The 15,466-nt window shown below is 72.1% G+C and carries 15 protein-coding genes; 8 read left to right on the plus strand and 7 right to left on the minus strand.

Translation table 11 applies throughout. The annotated features are described in order from the left end of the window. Positions 1-4 precede the first annotated feature (4 nt). Positions 5-877: a helix-turn-helix domain-containing protein gene (locus ACGFZQ_RS17740; protein ID WP_393841208.1), complete on the minus strand. Its 873-nt coding sequence runs from the start codon at positions 875-877 to the stop codon at positions 5-7. Positions 878-984: 107 nt separating this feature from the next. Here ACGFZQ_RS17740 and ACGFZQ_RS17745 point away from each other — a divergent pair, with 107 nt between their 5' ends. Together ACGFZQ_RS17745 and ACGFZQ_RS17750 are read left to right on the plus strand one after the other, a co-directional pair. Then, the gene (locus ACGFZQ_RS17745; protein WP_393841144.1) at positions 985-2,736 is read left to right on the plus strand and encodes a beta-galactosidase family protein; all 1,752 of its coding nucleotides are present in this window, start codon (positions 985-987) and stop codon (positions 2,734-2,736) included. A 132-nt stretch (positions 2,737-2,868) separates the two neighbouring features. After that, positions 2,869-3,759 carry a hypothetical protein gene (locus ACGFZQ_RS17750; protein ID WP_393841145.1) on the plus strand — a complete coding sequence of 297 codons (891 nt, stop codon included), beginning with the start codon at positions 2,869-2,871 and terminating at the stop codon, positions 3,757-3,759. A gap of 13 nt (positions 3,760-3,772) precedes the next feature. Here the strand turns inward: ACGFZQ_RS17750 and ACGFZQ_RS17755 are convergent, their stop codons facing one another. Together ACGFZQ_RS17755 and ACGFZQ_RS17760 are read right to left on the minus strand one after the other, a co-directional pair. Continuing rightward, entirely contained in the window at positions 3,773-4,678 is a 906-nt protein-coding gene (locus tag ACGFZQ_RS17755) for an SDR family oxidoreductase (RefSeq protein WP_393841146.1), read from the minus strand. Position 4,679: 1 nt separating this feature from the next. Continuing rightward, complete coding sequence (locus tag ACGFZQ_RS17760; RefSeq protein ID WP_393841147.1) at positions 4,680-5,438, minus strand: SDR family oxidoreductase; 759 nt, start codon at positions 5,436-5,438, stop codon at positions 4,680-4,682. A gap of 125 nt (positions 5,439-5,563) precedes the next feature. Between ACGFZQ_RS17760 and ACGFZQ_RS17765 the strand changes: the two genes are divergently transcribed. Genes ACGFZQ_RS17765 through ACGFZQ_RS17780 form a run of 4 tightly spaced genes read left to right on the plus strand, consistent with a single transcriptional unit; the run spans position 5,564 to position 8,943 of the window. Beyond that, positions 5,564-6,316, plus strand: a complete 753-nt coding sequence (locus ACGFZQ_RS17765; protein WP_393841148.1) for an enoyl-CoA hydratase family protein — start codon at positions 5,564-5,566, stop codon at positions 6,314-6,316. Next, complete coding sequence (locus ACGFZQ_RS17770) at positions 6,309-7,157, plus strand: CoA transferase subunit A (protein ID WP_393841149.1); 849 nt, start codon at positions 6,309-6,311, stop codon at positions 7,155-7,157. Before ACGFZQ_RS17765 ends, ACGFZQ_RS17770 begins: the two co-directional genes overlap by 8 nt. Beyond that, positions 7,157-7,885, plus strand: a complete 729-nt coding sequence (locus ACGFZQ_RS17775) for a CoA-transferase subunit beta (RefSeq protein WP_393841150.1) — start codon at positions 7,157-7,159, stop codon at positions 7,883-7,885. Before ACGFZQ_RS17770 ends, ACGFZQ_RS17775 begins: the two co-directional genes overlap by 1 nt. Continuing rightward, positions 7,885-8,943 (plus strand): NAD(P)H-dependent flavin oxidoreductase, encoded by a 1,059-nt coding sequence (locus tag ACGFZQ_RS17780; protein WP_393841151.1) that lies wholly within the window; start codon positions 7,885-7,887, stop codon positions 8,941-8,943. The genes ACGFZQ_RS17775 and ACGFZQ_RS17780 overlap by 1 nt, the downstream gene beginning before the upstream one ends. Here ACGFZQ_RS17780 and ACGFZQ_RS17785 read toward each other — a convergent pair. The 3 genes from ACGFZQ_RS17785 to ACGFZQ_RS17795 are packed head-to-tail and all read right to left on the minus strand — an operon-like array spanning position 8,927 to position 11,556. Continuing rightward, positions 8,927-10,084: an acetyl-CoA C-acetyltransferase gene (locus ACGFZQ_RS17785; protein ID WP_393841152.1), complete on the minus strand. Its 1,158-nt coding sequence runs from the start codon at positions 10,082-10,084 to the stop codon at positions 8,927-8,929. The two genes, ACGFZQ_RS17780 and ACGFZQ_RS17785, sit on opposite strands and share 17 nt — an antisense overlap. 46 nt (positions 10,085-10,130) lie before the next feature. Next, on the minus strand, positions 10,131-10,742 hold the full coding sequence (locus tag ACGFZQ_RS17790; protein ID WP_351732643.1) for a TetR/AcrR family transcriptional regulator: 612 nt from the start codon (positions 10,740-10,742) through the stop codon (positions 10,131-10,133). A gap of 25 nt (positions 10,743-10,767) precedes the next feature. Further along, on the minus strand, positions 10,768-11,556 hold the full coding sequence (locus ACGFZQ_RS17795) for an SDR family oxidoreductase (RefSeq protein ID WP_393841153.1): 789 nt from the start codon (positions 11,554-11,556) through the stop codon (positions 10,768-10,770). A gap of 53 nt (positions 11,557-11,609) precedes the next feature. Here ACGFZQ_RS17795 and ACGFZQ_RS17800 point away from each other — a divergent pair, with 53 nt between their 5' ends. Next, positions 11,610-12,749, plus strand: coding sequence for an acyl-CoA dehydrogenase family protein (locus tag ACGFZQ_RS17800; protein ID WP_393841154.1), 1,140 nt, complete (start codon positions 11,610-11,612; stop codon positions 12,747-12,749). A gap of 1 nt (position 12,750) precedes the next feature. Beyond that, on the plus strand, positions 12,751-13,758 hold the full coding sequence (locus ACGFZQ_RS17805; RefSeq protein WP_393841155.1) for an acyl-CoA dehydrogenase family protein: 1,008 nt from the start codon (positions 12,751-12,753) through the stop codon (positions 13,756-13,758). An 8-nt stretch (positions 13,759-13,766) separates the two neighbouring features. On the opposite strand, the gene ACGFZQ_RS17810 is transcribed toward ACGFZQ_RS17805, so the two are convergent. Beyond that, positions 13,767-15,428 (minus strand): cytochrome bc complex cytochrome b subunit, encoded by a 1,662-nt coding sequence (locus ACGFZQ_RS17810; protein WP_393841156.1) that lies wholly within the window; start codon positions 15,426-15,428, stop codon positions 13,767-13,769. Positions 15,429-15,466: the final 38 nt, after the last annotated feature.

Raw genomic sequence — 15,466 nt, forward strand, 5'->3', positions numbered from 1 at the left:
ATCACTAAGGGCCCTCGTCGAGGCCGTCCTCGTCGAGGGCGTCGTTCCAGTCGTCGGGGACGGCTCGGCTCTGCTGGGCGCGGAAGCGTACGGGGGCCATGCCGACGCGGCGGGTGAACAGGCGGGAGAAGTAGGCCGGGTCGTCGTAGCCGACGCGGCGGGCGACGGCGGCGACGGAGAGTTCGGTGGCGGCGAGGAGTTCCTGGGCGCGGCCGAGCCGGATGCCGATCAGATAGTCCTTGGGGCTGCACCCGGCGATCCGGCGGACGGCGGTACGCAGTTCGGCCGGGGTCATGCCGTGCCGGGCCGCGTGGTCGGCGACGGTCATGCCCGTGCAGGCGTCCCGGGCGAGCGCCGGCAGCACCGGGTCCCCGTCGGGGGCGAGGTCGGCACGCGCGCGACGCAGGGCGACCAGCAGTTCGTGCACGGCGGCACCGGTCTCGACCTCCAGGAGGGGGTTGCCGCGGCGGGCGGCTCTGGCGATACGGGCGATGACGTCCCGGGGTCCGGCGGCGTCCGCCAGGGGCACCACGGGCCGCTCGGGCTCGATGTAGCCGAGCTCCGTGTAGGTCGCGGTGTCGGGCCCGGTGAAGGTCACGAAGCCCTCGTCCCAGCCGCTGTCCGGGTCCGGCCCGTAGTGGTGCGGGACGCCCGGCGTCAGCCACACCAGGGCGGGCGCGGTGACCGGCGTACGGCGCCCGTCGGGTGTGCGGTACCAGCCCCGGCCGGAGCTGATCACCACGGCGACGTGCCCGTCGAGCACGCGCGGGCCGACGGCGGGCACCGCGCCGTACTGGAGGCCGACGCCCTGGCAGACCAGGCCGAGGCGGTGCTGGACGGGGCCGGGTGTGAAGAACCGCATCCAGGTGCGGAAGATCGGCGCCCCTCCCGGCACTGCGTGCTCCTTCTTCTCGGCTCTTCAGTCCAACTGCTGCCGATCTTTGTCCATGGTCTCGGCGCCCGCCAGGGGGCCAAGGTGAGCCTATGAGCGACTTCACGGTGGGCGAAACGGATTTCCTGCTCGACGGCCGCCCGGTACGGCTGCTGTCCGGCGCGCTGCACTACTTCCGGGTGCACGAGGAGCAGTGGGACCACAGGCTGGCGCTGCTGCGGGCCATGGGGCTGAACTGCGTGGAGACGTACGTCCCGTGGAACCTGCACGAGCCGCGCCCGGGCTCCTTCCAGGACGTCGGGGCCCTCGGCCGCTTCCTGGACGCGGCGCGGGAGGCGGGCCTGTGGGCGATCGTGCGCCCGGGGCCGTACATCTGCGCGGAGTGGGAGAACGGCGGTCTGCCGCACTGGGTGACGGGCGAGCTCGGCGCCCGGGCACGCACGCGTGACGAGCGTTTCCTCCAGTACGTGGACCGCTGGTTCCACCGGCTGCTGTCCGAGGTCGTGCCCCGGCAGCTGGACCGGGGCGGCCCGGTGATCATGGTCCAGGTCGAGAACGAGTACGGCAGCTACGGCTCCGACGCCGACTACCTGGCCCGTCTCACCGAGCTGCTGCGCGCGCAGGGCGTCACCGTGCCGCTGTTCACCTCGGACGGCCCCGAGGACCACATGCTCACCGGCGGCTCGGTCCCGGGGCTGCTCGCGACGGTGAACTTCGGCTCCCACGCGCGCGTGGCCTTCGAGACCCTGCGCCGGCACCAGCCGCGGGGCCCGCTGATGTGCATGGAGTTCTGGTGCGGCTGGTTCGACCACTGGGGCGGCGAGCACGTCGTACGGGACGCCGGGGACGCGACGGCGGCACTGCGGGAGATCCTCGACTGCGGGGCCTCCGTGAACGTCTACATGGCACACGGCGGCACCAACTTCGCCGGCTGGGCGGGCGCCAACCGGCCCGGCGGCGACCTGCACGAGGGCCCGCTGGAGGCGGACGTGACGTCGTACGACTACGACGCGCCGATCGACGAGTACGGCCGCCCCACGGAGAAGTTCTGGCGCTTCCGCGAGGTGCTGGCCGGGTACCACGCCGAGCCCCTGCCCGAACCGCCGCCCGCGCCCGCCGGGTTGGTCTCGGCGGCCGACGTGGCGGTCACCGGCTGGGCGTCCCTGGCCGGCGTCCTGGAAGCGCTCGGCGGCCCGGAACGCGTCCACGCCGTACCGCCCACCTTCGAGGAGCTGGGCATCGGCCGGGGCCTGGTCCGCTACGCGGCGGACGTGCCGGGACCCCGTCAGCCGTATCCGCTCACCGCGCGGGGGCTGCGCGACCTGGCCGTCGTGTACGTCGACGGGGAGCGGGCCGGCGTGCTCACCGAGGAGGAGCCCCAGCTCAAGGAGCCGATCGCCGGCCCCGCGCGTGTGGAGCTCTGGGTGGAGTCCCTGGGCCGCGTCAACTACGGCCCCCGCTCGGGCGAGACGAAGGGCATCACCGGCGGCCTCCTGCACGAACGCCAGTTCCTGCACGGGGTACGCGCGCGGGGGCTGGATCTGGACGCGTTCGAGGGGGGCGTGGGTGAGGTGTCCTTCGGTCCGCTTCCGGCGAACGGCGCGCCGGGCTTGTACCGCGGGACGGTCACGGTTCACGGTGCGGGAGACGCGCGCGTGGAACTCCCCGGCTGGACCCGCGGCTTCGTCTGGATCAACGGCTTCAACCTGGGGCGGTACTGGTCGGCGGGCCCGCAGGAGTCGCTGTACGTGCCGGGTCCGGTCCTGAGGGAGGGCGAGAACGAGGTGTGGATCCTGGAACTCCAGGGGACCGACCGGGGAACGGCGCGCATGGCGCCCCTTTAGGGACGCCCCTCAGGGGCGCGGGGAACTGCGCGACCAGCCCCCACCGCCCCGCAGCCGACGGACAACCTCCTGTCCCGGAAATCCCGCATACAGTGGAAGAAATCTCCGGCGGCGTCTGTGGGGGTAAGGGACGTGGCGAACGGCGGCCCGGTAGAACACGGCTACCCGCACCTGGACACCGTGCGGGCCGCCATCACGGCGTTGTACCGGCGCCTGTCGTACGACACCGTCCAGACCTTCGCCACCAGCGTGCTCCCCGCCGACGTCGCGTTCTGCGACACCGACGACCTCCACCTCGGCGCCCAGCGGGTCGCCCACGAGATGGTCCGGCACTTCCGGCTGCCGGACGCCCGGATGATCGTCGGCTTCCGGGAGATGACGCACGCGGCGAACGTCGAACTCACCGCGGGCCCCGAGTACTTCGTCGAACTGAACGACCGTTTCCGCACCCACCGCGAGGACATCGGCGCGGCCCTCGCCCACGAGGTGATGCACGTCTATCTGCACCGGCTGGACCTGTCCTTCCCGAGCACCCGGGACAACGAGATCCTCACGGACACCGCGACCACCTACCTGGGCGCGGGCTGGCTGCTGCTCGACGCCTACCGGGAGCACGGGGAGGCGTCCCAGAAGCTCGGCTACCTCACCCCGGAGGAGTTCGGCTACGTCCTGGCCAAGCGCTCCCTCGTCTTCCACGAGGACCCGTCCGTGTGGTTCACCAGCCCGCAGGCCTACACGGCGTACGAGAAGGGCATGGCCCGGGCCCGCCAGGACGAGGAGCAGCCGCCGCTGACCGCGGCGGGCTGGGCCGGCCGCCGCCGCTACGCCCGGGACCGCCGGCACGCCCCCGCGGCCCCGGCCGCGCACTCCGGTACTCCCTACGCCTTCACGCCGGACGGCGGCGGTCAGTTGCGGGTCTCGTTCCCGTGCCCGACCTGCCACCAGCGGATCAGGGTGCCGGTCCGGGGCCGGGTCCGGGCCCGGTGCTCGCTGTGCCGGACGGTGCTGGAGTGCGACACGTGACCCGGCCCGCCGGTCAGGCTCCGTACACCGCCCCCGGCGCCGCCGCCTCGGCCAGCAGTTTCAGTGCCGCCTCCCCCGCCTCGGCCGGGGTCCGGCGGGCGCCCTTGTCGGCGGTCGGCCCCGCCCGCCAGCCCTCCATGACGGTGATCCGGCCGCCCTCGGTCTCAAACACTCGCCCGGTGACTCCGGCGCTCGCGGCGGAGCCCAGCCAGACCACGAGCGGGGAGACGTTCTCCGGGGCCATGGCGTCGAAGCCGGAGTCGGGGGCGGCCATGGTCGCGGCGAACGTGCGCTCGGTCATCCGGGTGCGGGCGGCCGGGGCGACGGCGTTGACCTGGACGCCGTAGCGGGCCAGTTCGGCGGCCGCGACCAGGGTGAGGCCGACGATGCCGGCCTTGGCGGCGCTGTAGTTGCCCTGCCCGACCGAGCCCAGCAGGCCGGCTCCGCTGCTGGTGTTGACGATGCGGGCGACCGGGGTGTGGCCCGCCTTGGCCTCGGCCCGCCAGTGCGCGGCCGCGTGCCGCAGCGGCAGGAAGTGGCCCTTGAGGTGCACCCGCATGACCGCGTCCCAGTCGTCCTCGCCGAGGTTGACGAGCATCCGGTCGCGCAGGAAGCCGGCGTTGTTCACGAGGGTGTCGAGCCGGCCGTAGGTCTCGACGGCCGTTCCGATCAGCGAGGCGGCCCCGGCGGTGGTCGCGATGTCACCGCCATGCGCGACCGCCTCGCCGCCGGCCGCGCGGATCTCGTCCACGACGGCCCCGGCGGGATGATCCGGCCCCGGCACGCCGTCGAGGCCGACACCGAGGTCGTTGACGACGACCCGGGCGCCCTCGGCGGCGAAGGCCAGCGCGTGGGCCCGGCCGAGCCCGCGCCCGGCCCCGGTGACGGCCACGACCCGGCCCGTGCAGATTCCGCTCATCTCAGTCCTCCCTGTCGGACGGCTTGTTGGCAGTTGCGGCATCGAGGAAGGGGGGCCGTTCCCCGCCGCCGTGCACGAGCAGGCTCGCCCCGCTGATGTAGGCGGCCGCGTCGGAGGCGAGGAAGACGGCGGCGGCGCCGATGTCGGACGGGGCGGCGAGGCGGCCGAGCGGGACGGTGCGGGAGACGGCGTCGACGCCGTCCTGGCCGCCGTAGTGGAGGTGGGCCAGCTCGGTGCGGACCATACCGACGACCAGCGTGTTGACCCGGACCTCCGGTGCCCACTCCACCGCCATGGACCGGGCGAGGTTCTCCAGTCCCGCCTTGGCCGCGCCGTAGGCGGCGGAGCCCGGCGAGGGGCGGCCGCCGCTGACACTGCCGATCATCACCACCGCTCCCCGGGCCCGCCGCAGGTGCTCGTAGGCGGCGAGGGAGGCGGTCAGCGGGGTGAGGAGGTTCAGCTCGATCACCCGGGCGTGCCGCTCGGCGTCCGCTTCGTCGAGCCGCCGGTAGGGGGTGCCGCCCGCGTTGTTGACGAGCACGTCGACCCGGGGCAGGGCGTCGAAGAAGGCGCGCACGGCGGGCGGGTCGCGCAGGTCGAGGGGGGTGAACTCGACGCCGTCGAGGAGTTGTCCGGGCGGTCGGCGGGCACAGGCCAGAACGTGTGCGCCGGCCTCGGCGAAGGCCCGGGCGATTCCGGCGCCCACGCCCCGCGTACCGCCGGTGACCACGACGGTCCGGCCGCGCAGCGAGTCGTCCACAGGGCCTCGTTCCGGGTTTTCCACAGGGCCTCCCGCTTGCTCGCAGCGGCTGCTAGCTTCGAAGCCTCACACCTAACAAATGTTTGGTGGAAAGGTAGCTGAGTGCGAAGGTAGCTGATGCGTCGATGAGTGTCTCCACCTCGTTTCCGGAAAAGGGCGTCGCGCTCGTCACCGTCGATCACCCGCCGGTGAACGCGCTGCCGGTGCGCGGCTGGTGGGCGCTGGCGGACGCGGTGCGCGCCGTGGGCCGCGACCCCGGAACCCGGTGCGTGGTGCTGGCCGCGCAGGGCCGCGGTTTCAACGCGGGCGTGGACATCAAGGAGATACAGGCGGACGGGAACGAGGCGCTGCTCGGCGCCAACCGGGGCTGCGCGGAGGCCTTCGCGGCGGTGTACGAGTGCGAGACCCCGGTGGTGGCGGCCGTGCACGGCTTCTGTCTGGGCGGCGGGATAGGCCTGGTGGGCAACGCGGACGCGATCGTGGCGAGCGAGGACGCCGTCTTCGGGCTGCCCGAGCTGGACCGGGGAGCGCTGGGCGCGGCCACGCATCTGGCCCGGCTGGTCCCGCCGCATCTGATGCGGACGCTGTACTACACCTCGCGCACGGCGACGGCGGCCCAGCTGCACGCGCATGGCTCGGTGTGGCGGGTGGTACCGCGCGGGGAGCTGTTCTCGGCGGCACTGGAGCTGGCCCGGGAGATAGCCGCGAAGGACGGCCGGCTGCTGCGCCTGGCCAAGGCCGCCATCAACGGCATCGACCCCGTCGACGTGCGACGCAGCTATCGATGGGAGCAGGGCTTCACCTTCGAGGCCGCCCTCAGCGGGGTGGCCGACCGGGTCCGTGACACCTTCGGGAAGGAGGGTGCGGGGAGTGACTGACAAGACGATGACCGCCGACGAGGCCGTCGCCCGGCTGACCAGCGGCATGACCCTCGGCATCGGCGGCTGGGGTTCCCGGCGCAAGCCGATGTCCCTGGTCAGAGCCGTGCTCCGGAGCGGCATCGACGACCTCACCGTGGTCTCCTACGGCGGCCCGGACGTCGGGATGCTGGTCGCGGCCGGCCGGGTGCGCAGGCTGGTGACGGCCTTCGTCACCCTCGACTCCATCCCGCTGGAACCGCACTACCGGGCGGCGCGCGAGCGCGGGGCGTTCGAGCTGACGGAGGTCGACGAGGGCATGTTCATGTGGGGCCTGCGCGCGGCCGCGAACCGGCTGCCGTTCCTGCCGGTGCGCGCGGGGCTCGGCTCGGACGTCATGCGGGTCAACCCCGGCCTGCGGACGGTGACGTCGCCGTACGACGACGGGGAGACGTTCGTGGCGATGCCCGCCCTGCGCCTGGACGCGGCCCTGGTCCACGTCAACCGCGCCGACCGGCTGGGCAACGGGCAGTATCTCGGCCCGGACCCGTACTTCGACGACCTGTTCTGCGAGGCGGCGGACACCGCCTACGTCTCCTGCGAACAGATCGTGGACACGGCCGAGTTGACGAAGTCGGCGGCAGCGCAGTCGCTGCTGGTCAAGCGGCTGCACGTGACGGGGGTCGTGGAGGCCCCGGGCGGTGCGCACTTCACCTCCTGCGCCCCCGACTACGGGCGGGACGAGGACTTCCAGCGGCTGTACGCGAGGACCCCGTGGGCGGAGTTCTCCGGGCGGTTCCTGGCCGGGGACGAGCGGGCCTACCGCTCGGCGGTGCGGAACTGGCAGGAGGAGCAGGGCTGATGGACGTACTGCGCGCCGACTACTGTGTCATCGCCTGCGCCGAGGCCTGGCGCGGCTCCGGTGAGATCCTGGCGAGCCCGATGGGCCTGATCCCCTCCCTGGGCGCCCGGCTGGCCCGGCTCACCTTCGCCCCCGATCTGCTGCTGACCGACGGCGAGGCCGTGCTGGTCCGCCCGGACGGCACCGCCGAGGGCTGGCTGCCCTACCGGCAGCACCTCACCCTGGTGGCCGGTGGCCGCCGGCACGTGATGATGGGCGCGAGCCAGCTCGACCGGTACGGCAACCAGAACATCTCGGCCATCGGCGACTGGTCCCGGCCCCGCCGCCAGCTGCTCGGCGTGCGCGGCGCGCCCCTCAACACACTGAACAACCCGACGAGTTACTGGGTCCCGAAGCACTCCCGGCGGGTGTTCGTGGCGAAGGTCGACATGGTGTGCGGGGTGGGGTACGACCGGGTGGCCGAGCACCCGGGCACGGAACGCTTCCACCGTATCCCGAGGGTCGTCACCGACCTCGGCGTCTTCGACTTCGAGACCCCGGACCGCTCGATGCGGCTGGCCGCGCTGCATCCGGGGGTGAGCGTCGGTCAGGTGCGGGAGGCCACGGACTTCGAGCTCGTCGTCCCGGACGAGGTGCCCTACACCCGCGAACCGGGCCCGGAGGAGCTGCGGCTGATCCGTGAGGTGCTGGATCCCGGCGGCGCACGGACGAAGGAGGTCGCGGGCTGATGGAGACCGCGCTCACCCGGCTGGTCGGGGTCCGGTATCCGATCGTGCAGACGGGGATGGGCTGGGTGGCGGGCCCCCGTCTGGTCTCGGCGACGGCCAATGCCGGGGCTCTCGGCATCCTGGCCTCCGCGACGATGACCCTCGACCAGCTGCGTGCCGCGATAGCCGAGGTGCGGTGCCGTACGGACGCCCCGTTCGGGGTGAATCTGCGGGCGGACGCGGCCGACGCCGGGGACCGGGTGCGGCTGATCGTCGACGGGGGTGTGCGGGTGGCGTCGTTCGCGCTCGCCCCGTCCGCCGAGCTGATCGCCGAGCTGAAGGGGGCGGGTGTGGTGGTGATCCCGTCCGTCGGGGCGCGGCGGCATGCCGAGAAGGTCGCGGCGTGGGGCGCGGACGCGGTGATCGTGCAGGGCGGTGAGGGCGGCGGGCATACCGGGGAGGTGGCGACGAGCGTGCTGCTGCCGCAGGTGGTGGACGCGGTGCGGATACCGGTGGTGGCCGCCGGGGGTTTCTTCGACGGGCGTGGACTGGTGGCGGCGCTGGCGTACGGGGCGGCGGGGGTCGCGATGGGGACCCGTTTCCTGCTCACCTCGGACTCGACGGTGCCGGACGCGGTGAAGGGGAGATATCTGGGGGCGACGGCCAGGGACGTCACGGTGACCAGGGCGGTGGACGGGCTGCCGCACCGGATGCTGCGGACCCCGCTCGTGGACTCCCTGGAGAACACCGGCCGGACGCGACGGCTGCTGCGGGCCGTGCGCCATGCGGCCGCCTTCCGGAGACTCTCCGGGCTGACCTGGCGGCAGATGGTCCGGGACGGGCTGGCCCTGCGGCACGGCAAGGACCTGTCCTTGAGTCAGGTGCTGCTCGCCGCCAACACCCCGATGCTGCTCAGGTCGGCGATGGTGGACGGCCGCACGGATCTCGGGGTGATGGCCTCCGGGCAGGTCGCCGGGGTGATCGACGACCTGCCGTCGTGCGCGGAGCTGGTGGCACGCGTCATGAAGGAGGCGGACGAGGTGGTACGGGGACTGGAGGGGCTCAGAGCCGCTCGATGATCGTCACGTTGGCCTGGCCGCCGCCCTCGCACATGGTTTGGAGGCCGAAGCGGCCGCCGGTGCGTTCCAGTTCGTGCAGGAGGGTGGTCATCAGCTTGACGCCGGTGGCGCCGAGCGGGTGGCCGAGGGCGATCGCGCCGCCGTTGACGTTGACCTTGGCGGGGTCGGCGCCGGTCTCCTTGAGCCAGGCCAGGACGACCGGGGCGAAGGCCTCGTTGATCTCGACGAGGTCGATGGCGTCGATGGTCAGGCCGGTCTTCTTCAGGGCGTGCGCGGTGGCGGGGATGGGGGCGGAGAGCATCCGGATGGGGTCCTCGCCGCGGACGGAGAGGTGGTGGACGCGGGCGCGGGGGCGTAACCCGTGTTCACGGACCGCCCGTTCGGAGGCGAGCAGCATCGCGGCGGCGCCGTCGGAGACCTGCGAGGAACAGGCGGCGGTGATGGTGCCGCCGTCGACGACCGGCTTGAGGGCGGCCATCTTCTCCAGAGAGGTGTCCCGGCGCGGGCCCTCGTCCACGGCGACCGGGCCGTAGGGCACGGTCTCGCGCTCGAAGCGGCCCTCGTCGATGGCGCGCAGCGCCCTGCGGTGGGAGTTCAGGGCGAACTCCTCCTGGTCCCGGCGGCTGATACCCCACTTGGCGGCGATCATCTCGGCGCCGGCGAACTGGTTGACGGGCTGCCGGCCGTACCGGGCCCGCCAGCCCTCGCTGCCCAGGAAGGGGCCCTCGGTCAGCCCCAGCGGCTCGGCGGCCTGCCGGGAGGCGAAGGCGATCGGGATCTGGGACATGTTCTGGACGCCGCCGGCGACCACCAGGTCCTGGGTGCCGGAGAGCACGGCCTGCGCGGCGAAGTGCACGGCCTGCTGGGAGGAGCCGCACTGCCGGTCGACGGTCACGCCCGGCACCTCCTCGGGCAGCCCGGCCGCCAGCCAGCAGGTGCGGGCGATGTCACCGGCCTGCGGTCCGACCGCGTCGAGGCAGCCGAAGACGACGTCCTCGACGGCCGCCGGGTCCACGCCCGACCGCTGGACCAGGGCGGTCAGCACATGGGCGCCCAGATCGGCCGGGTGGACCCCGCTCAGTCCGCCCTTGCGCCGCCCGACGGGCGTACGCACCGCTTCGACTATGTAGGCCTCGGCCATGTCAGCGACTCCCTCACGAGAAAGAGGTTTTCAGCGAATGGGTGAGCTATTCACGGACGGCGATCCCGTCCAGCACCATCGACAGGTACTGCCGGGCGATCTCCTCCGGGCTGTGCTGTCCGCCGGGCCGGTACCAGGAGGCGGCGACCCACACGGTGTCGCGCACGAACCGGTAGGTGAGGCGGACGTCGAGGTCGGCGCGGAAGACGCGCGCGGCGACCCCGTGCTCCAGCGTGGACAGCCATGCCTTCTCGAACTTGCGCTGCGACTCGGCGAGAAAGGTGAATCTCTCCTGTGCGACCAGTTGCTTGCTCTCCTTCTGGTAGATCGCGACGGCGGCGCGGTGCCGGTCGATCTCCCGGAAGGACTCGGTGACCAGGGCTTCGAGGGTCTCGCGGGGACCGAGTCCGGCGTCCAGGACGGTGTCGTAGCCGCCCCAGAGCTCGTCGAGGAAGGTCCGCAGGATCTCCTCCAGCATCGATTCCTTGGAGTCGAAGTGGTAGTAGAGGCTGCCCGCGAGCATGCCCGCGTGGTCCGCGATCTTGCGTACGGTGGTGGCGTTGTAGCCCTGCTCGGCGAAGACCTCGGCGGCGGTTTCGAGGAGTTCGCGACGCCTTGCGGGGGCGGCGGTCACCTGGGGCTTCTTCTTGGTCGGCACGGGTCCATTGTCGGCGCTCCGGTGGTCAGGGATGCTGACTGCTGACGGAGACGACCTCTCCGGTGAGGTAGGAGGAGTAGCCGGACGCCAGGAAGACGATCGCGTTGGCCACTTCCCAGGGCTCGGCGTACCGCCCGAAGGCCTCGCGTGCGGTCAGTTCCTCCAGCAGTTCGGCGGAGGTCACCTTCACCAGGTGCGGATGCATGGCGAGGCTGGGCGCCACGGCGTTGACCCGCACCCCGTACTCGGCCGCTTCGACGGCCGCGCACCGGGTCAGCGCCATCACGCCGGCCTTGGCGGCGGCGTAGTGCGCCTGTCCGGCCTGGGCACGCCAGCCGACGACGGAGGAGTTGTTGACGACGACGCCGCCCCGTCCGCTCTCGCGGAAGAGCCGCAGGGCGGCGCGCAGGCACCGGAAGGTGCCGTTGAGAGTGACGTCCAGGACCCGCGCCCACTGCTCGTCGTCCATGTCGACCAGGGCCGAAGTCCCGCCCAGGCCCGCGTTGTTGACGACGATGTCCAGCCGCCCGTGGTCCCGTACGGCGGTCTCGAACAGGGTCCGCACCTGCGCCTCGTCGGTCACGTCACAGGGCACCGCGGTCACGGCGCCCGGATGCGCACCCGCCAGCTCGGCCTCGTACTCCTTCAGCCGTCGCGTGTGCGCGTCGCTGATCAGTACGCGCGCGCCCTCCTCCAGGAAGCGGCGTGCGGTGGCACCGCCGATCCCCGCCCCGGCCGCGGCGGTGACGACGGCCGTGCGCCCTGCCAGCAGCCCGTGCCCGGGTACGTACTCCGGACTCTCGACGCCTGTCATAGGGCCACGCTAACCTACCAAACACTTGTTAGGGAAGGATGGTGACGGCGACCGTGGACCTCACTCACAGCCCGGCCGACGAGGAGTTCCGCGCCGAGGCCCGCGCCTGGCTCACGGAGCACGTACCCGGCACACCGCTCCCCTCCCTGGAGACCGCGGAGGGCTTCGCGGCGCACCGCGCGTGGGAGGCCGAACTGGCCGCGGACCGGTGGTCGGTGGTGTCGTGGCCGGAGCGGTACGGCGGCCGGGACGCGGGGCTGATCCGCTGGCTGGTCTTCGAGGAGGAGTACCACGCGGCGGGCGCGCCGGGCCGGGTCGGCCAGAACGGCATCAGCCTGCTCGCGCCGACCCTCTTCGACCACGGCACGGAGGGGCAGCGCGCGCGGGTGCTGCCGCCGATGGCCACCGGCGAGGTGGTCTGGGCGCAGGCGTGGTCCGAGCCCGGGGCCGGTTCCGATCTGGCCGCCCTCACCGCCAAGGCGGTGCGGACGGACGGCGGCTGGCTGCTCGGCGGCCAGAAGACCTGGTCGTCACGGGCCGCGTTCGCCGACCGCGCGTTCGGCCTGTTCCGCAGCGATCCGGCCGCCGCCAAGCCGCATCAGGGGCTCACCTATCTGATGTTCGACCTGCGTGCCCCGGGGGTCACGGTCCGCCCGATCGGCCGCCTCGACGGCAAGCCGGCATTCGCGGAGCTCTTCCTGGACGAGGTGTTCGTCCCCGACGAGGACGTGATCGGCGAGCCGGGCGAGGGCTGGCGGATAGCGATGTCGGCGGCGGGCAACGAGCGGGGGCTGACGCTGCGGTCACCGGGCCGGTTCCTGGCCGCCGCCGACCGGTTGCTGCACCTGTGGCGGGAGCGGGGCGCCCCCGAGTCCGCCGCGGGCCGGGTGGCCGACGCCGTCCTGGGCGCCCGCGCCTACCAGCTCTTCACCTACGCGGCCGCCTCCCGCTTCCTGGACGGCGAGTCGCTCGGCCCCGAGTCCAGCCTGAACAAGGTGTTCTGGTCCGAACTGGACCTGGCGCTGCACGAGACGGCACTCGACCTGCTGGGCACGGACGGCGAGTTGGCGGACACCTCGTGGTCCGAGGGATACGTCTTCTCGCTCGCCGGGCCCATCTACGCGGGCACCAACGAGATCCAGCGCGACATCATCGCCGAGCGCCTGCTCGGCCTGCCGAAGGGACGCCGCTGACATGCGTTTCCTCCTCGACACCGAGCAGCGTGACTTCGCCGGCTCCCTGCGGGCGCTGCTGACGGCGGCGGACACCCCGGCGGTGATACGGGAGTGGAGCCGCGGGGAGCATTTGAGCGGGCGGGCGCTGTGGGGGCGTATCGGCGCGGCGGGGGTGTTCGGCCTCGCGGTGCCCGAGGAGTACGGCGGGGCAGGGCGCCGGGCTGTGGAACTCGCGCTAGCGTTCGTGGAGTTGGGACGGTACGCGGTTCCCGGGCCGCTGGTGGAGACGGTGGCCGCGGCGGTGCTGCTCGGTGAGCGCACCGACCTCGCGAAGCGGTTTCTGCCGGGGATCGCCTCGGGAGAGACCCTGGCGACGGTGACGGTCGCCGAGCACGGGTACGGGTACGCGCTGGACGGGGACGCGGCGGATCTGCGGCTCGCCGCGACGCCGGAGGGCTTGCGGCTCTCCCCCGGCGCCGGTGCGGAACGCCGGTCCCTGGACCCCGCGCGCCGGCTCACACCGCTCGCCCCGGTCGGTGAGCTGATCAGCGCGGAGCCGGCGTGGGCGGATGCGCTGACCTGGGCACGGTTGGCGGTGGCCGCGCAGGCACTGGGGGTCGGGCTGGCGCTGCTCGACAGCACGGTGGCGTATGTGAAGCAGCGGAGTCAGTTCGGGGTGCCCGTCGGCTCGTTCCAGGCGGTGAAGCACCAGCTGGCCGATGTGAAGATCGCGCTGGAGTTCGCCCGGCCGGTGCTCTTCGGGGCGGCGGTGACGATGACTCCGTCGGATGTGGCCGCGGCGAAGCTCGGCGCGTGCGAGGCGGCGTACCTCAGCTCCAGGGCCGCGCTGCAGCTGCATGGGGCGATCGGCTACACGGCGGAGAACGACCTGTCGTTGTGGCTGACCAAGGCGCGGGCGTTGCGGGGGGCTTGGGGGACGCCGGAGGAATGTCGCAGAGAGGTGCTCAAGGTCGTACCTGAACCGCAGGCCCGTGGGGGCTGGTCGCGCAGTTCCCCGCGCCCCTGACGGGGCGCCTAGTGGTGATCGCCGCTCGTGAGCTCCTTGTACTCCTCCCGCGTCGGCTTCGCGATGTGGGTGTCCGGGCCGAACATGCCCTTCGCCAGGCTCGCGCGTATCCGCCGGACGACCGTGACCTTCCGGCGTACGCCGTTCGCGTCCTCCAGCGGGCCGATCTCGTACGGCGGGTTCTGTTCGTGCTGGGTGAGGACGAACAGGCTGTCCTGGCCGAGGGGTTCGTGGACCTCGATGTACTCGCCGTGCGGAAGCATCTTGATGAGGCCGGTCTCCCGGCCGTGCAGCACCTTGTCGCGGTCCCGGCGTTGCAGGCCGAGGCAGATCCGCTTGGTGGTGATGAAGGCGAGGACGGGGACGACGAAGACGGAGATCCGCACGAACCAGGTGATCGAGTTGATGGAGAGGTGGAGATGGGTGGCGACGATGTCGTTGCCGCCGCCGATCAACAGGACGAAGTAGATGCTGAGCCAGGCCACGCCGAGAGCGGTGCGGACGGGGACGTTGCGCGGGCGGTCGAGGATGTGGTGCTCGCGCTTGTCGCCGGTGATCCACGCCTCGATGAACGGGTAGACGCCGATGGCCAGGAGGAAGAGCGGGAAGAGCGAGAAGGGGATGAAGACACCCAGCTCCAGGGTGTGACCCCAGCCGTTGATCTCCCAGCCGGGCATCACCCGGATCAGCCCCTCGGAGAAGCCGAGGTACCAGTCGGGTTGCGCGCCGGTGGTCACCAGGTCCGGGCGGTAGGGGCCGAAGGCCCACACCGGGTTGATGGTGGCGATGGCGCCGATGATCGCGAGGATGCCGAAGGTGAGGAAGAAGAAGCCGCCGGCCTTGGCCATGTAGACCGGCAGGAAGGGCATGCCGACGACGCTCTTCTGGTCGCGTCCGGGCCCGGGGTACTGGGTGTGCTTGTGGTAGAAGACCAGGATCAGGTGAGCCACCACCAGCCCCAGCATGATCCCGGGAAGCAGCAGGACGTGGATCGGGAAGAACCGGGAGATGATGTCGTGGCCCGGGAACTCCCCGCCGAACAGGAACATCGAGAGGTACGAGCCGACGATCGGGATCGACAGGATCGCGCCGTCGGCGAACCGGACGCCGGTGCCGGAGAGCAGGTCGTCGGGGAGCGAGTAGCCGGTCAGGCCGGTGAGGATGGCGAGGAACAGCAGAGTCCAGCCGAACAGCCAGTTGACCTCGCGCGGCTTGCGGAAGGCGCCGGTGAAGAACACCCGCATCATGTGGACGAACATCCCGGCGACGAAGACCAGCGCCGCCCAGTGGTGGATCTGCCGGATCAGCAGTCCGCCGCGTACGTCGAAGCTGATGTGCAGCGTCGACTCGTACGCCTTGGTCATGATGATGCCGTTCATCGGCTCGTAGGAGCCGTGGTAGACGACCTCGGCGCCGCTGGGCTCGAAGAAGAGGGTGAGGTAGATGCCCGTGAGAATCAGGATGAGGAAGCTGTAGAGGCAGACCTCGCCCAGCATGAAGGACCAGTGGTCCGGGAACACCTTGCGCATGTTGGCCTTGGCCAGGCCGTAAATCCCCAGCCGCCCGTCGGCCCAGTCCGCGAGCTTCTCACCCTTGCCCGGCGGGTTCTCCCTGGTCGCCGAACTCCCCACCCGTACCGAGCCGTTCACCGTTCGTGCCGCGTCGTCCATACGTCGCGTCGCCTCCCCGCCGGATCACCCCTCAGGGT

This window comes from Streptomyces sp. NPDC048254 (genome assembly GCF_043201895.1).
Classification (GTDB): domain Bacteria; phylum Actinomycetota; class Actinomycetes; order Streptomycetales; family Streptomycetaceae; genus Streptomyces.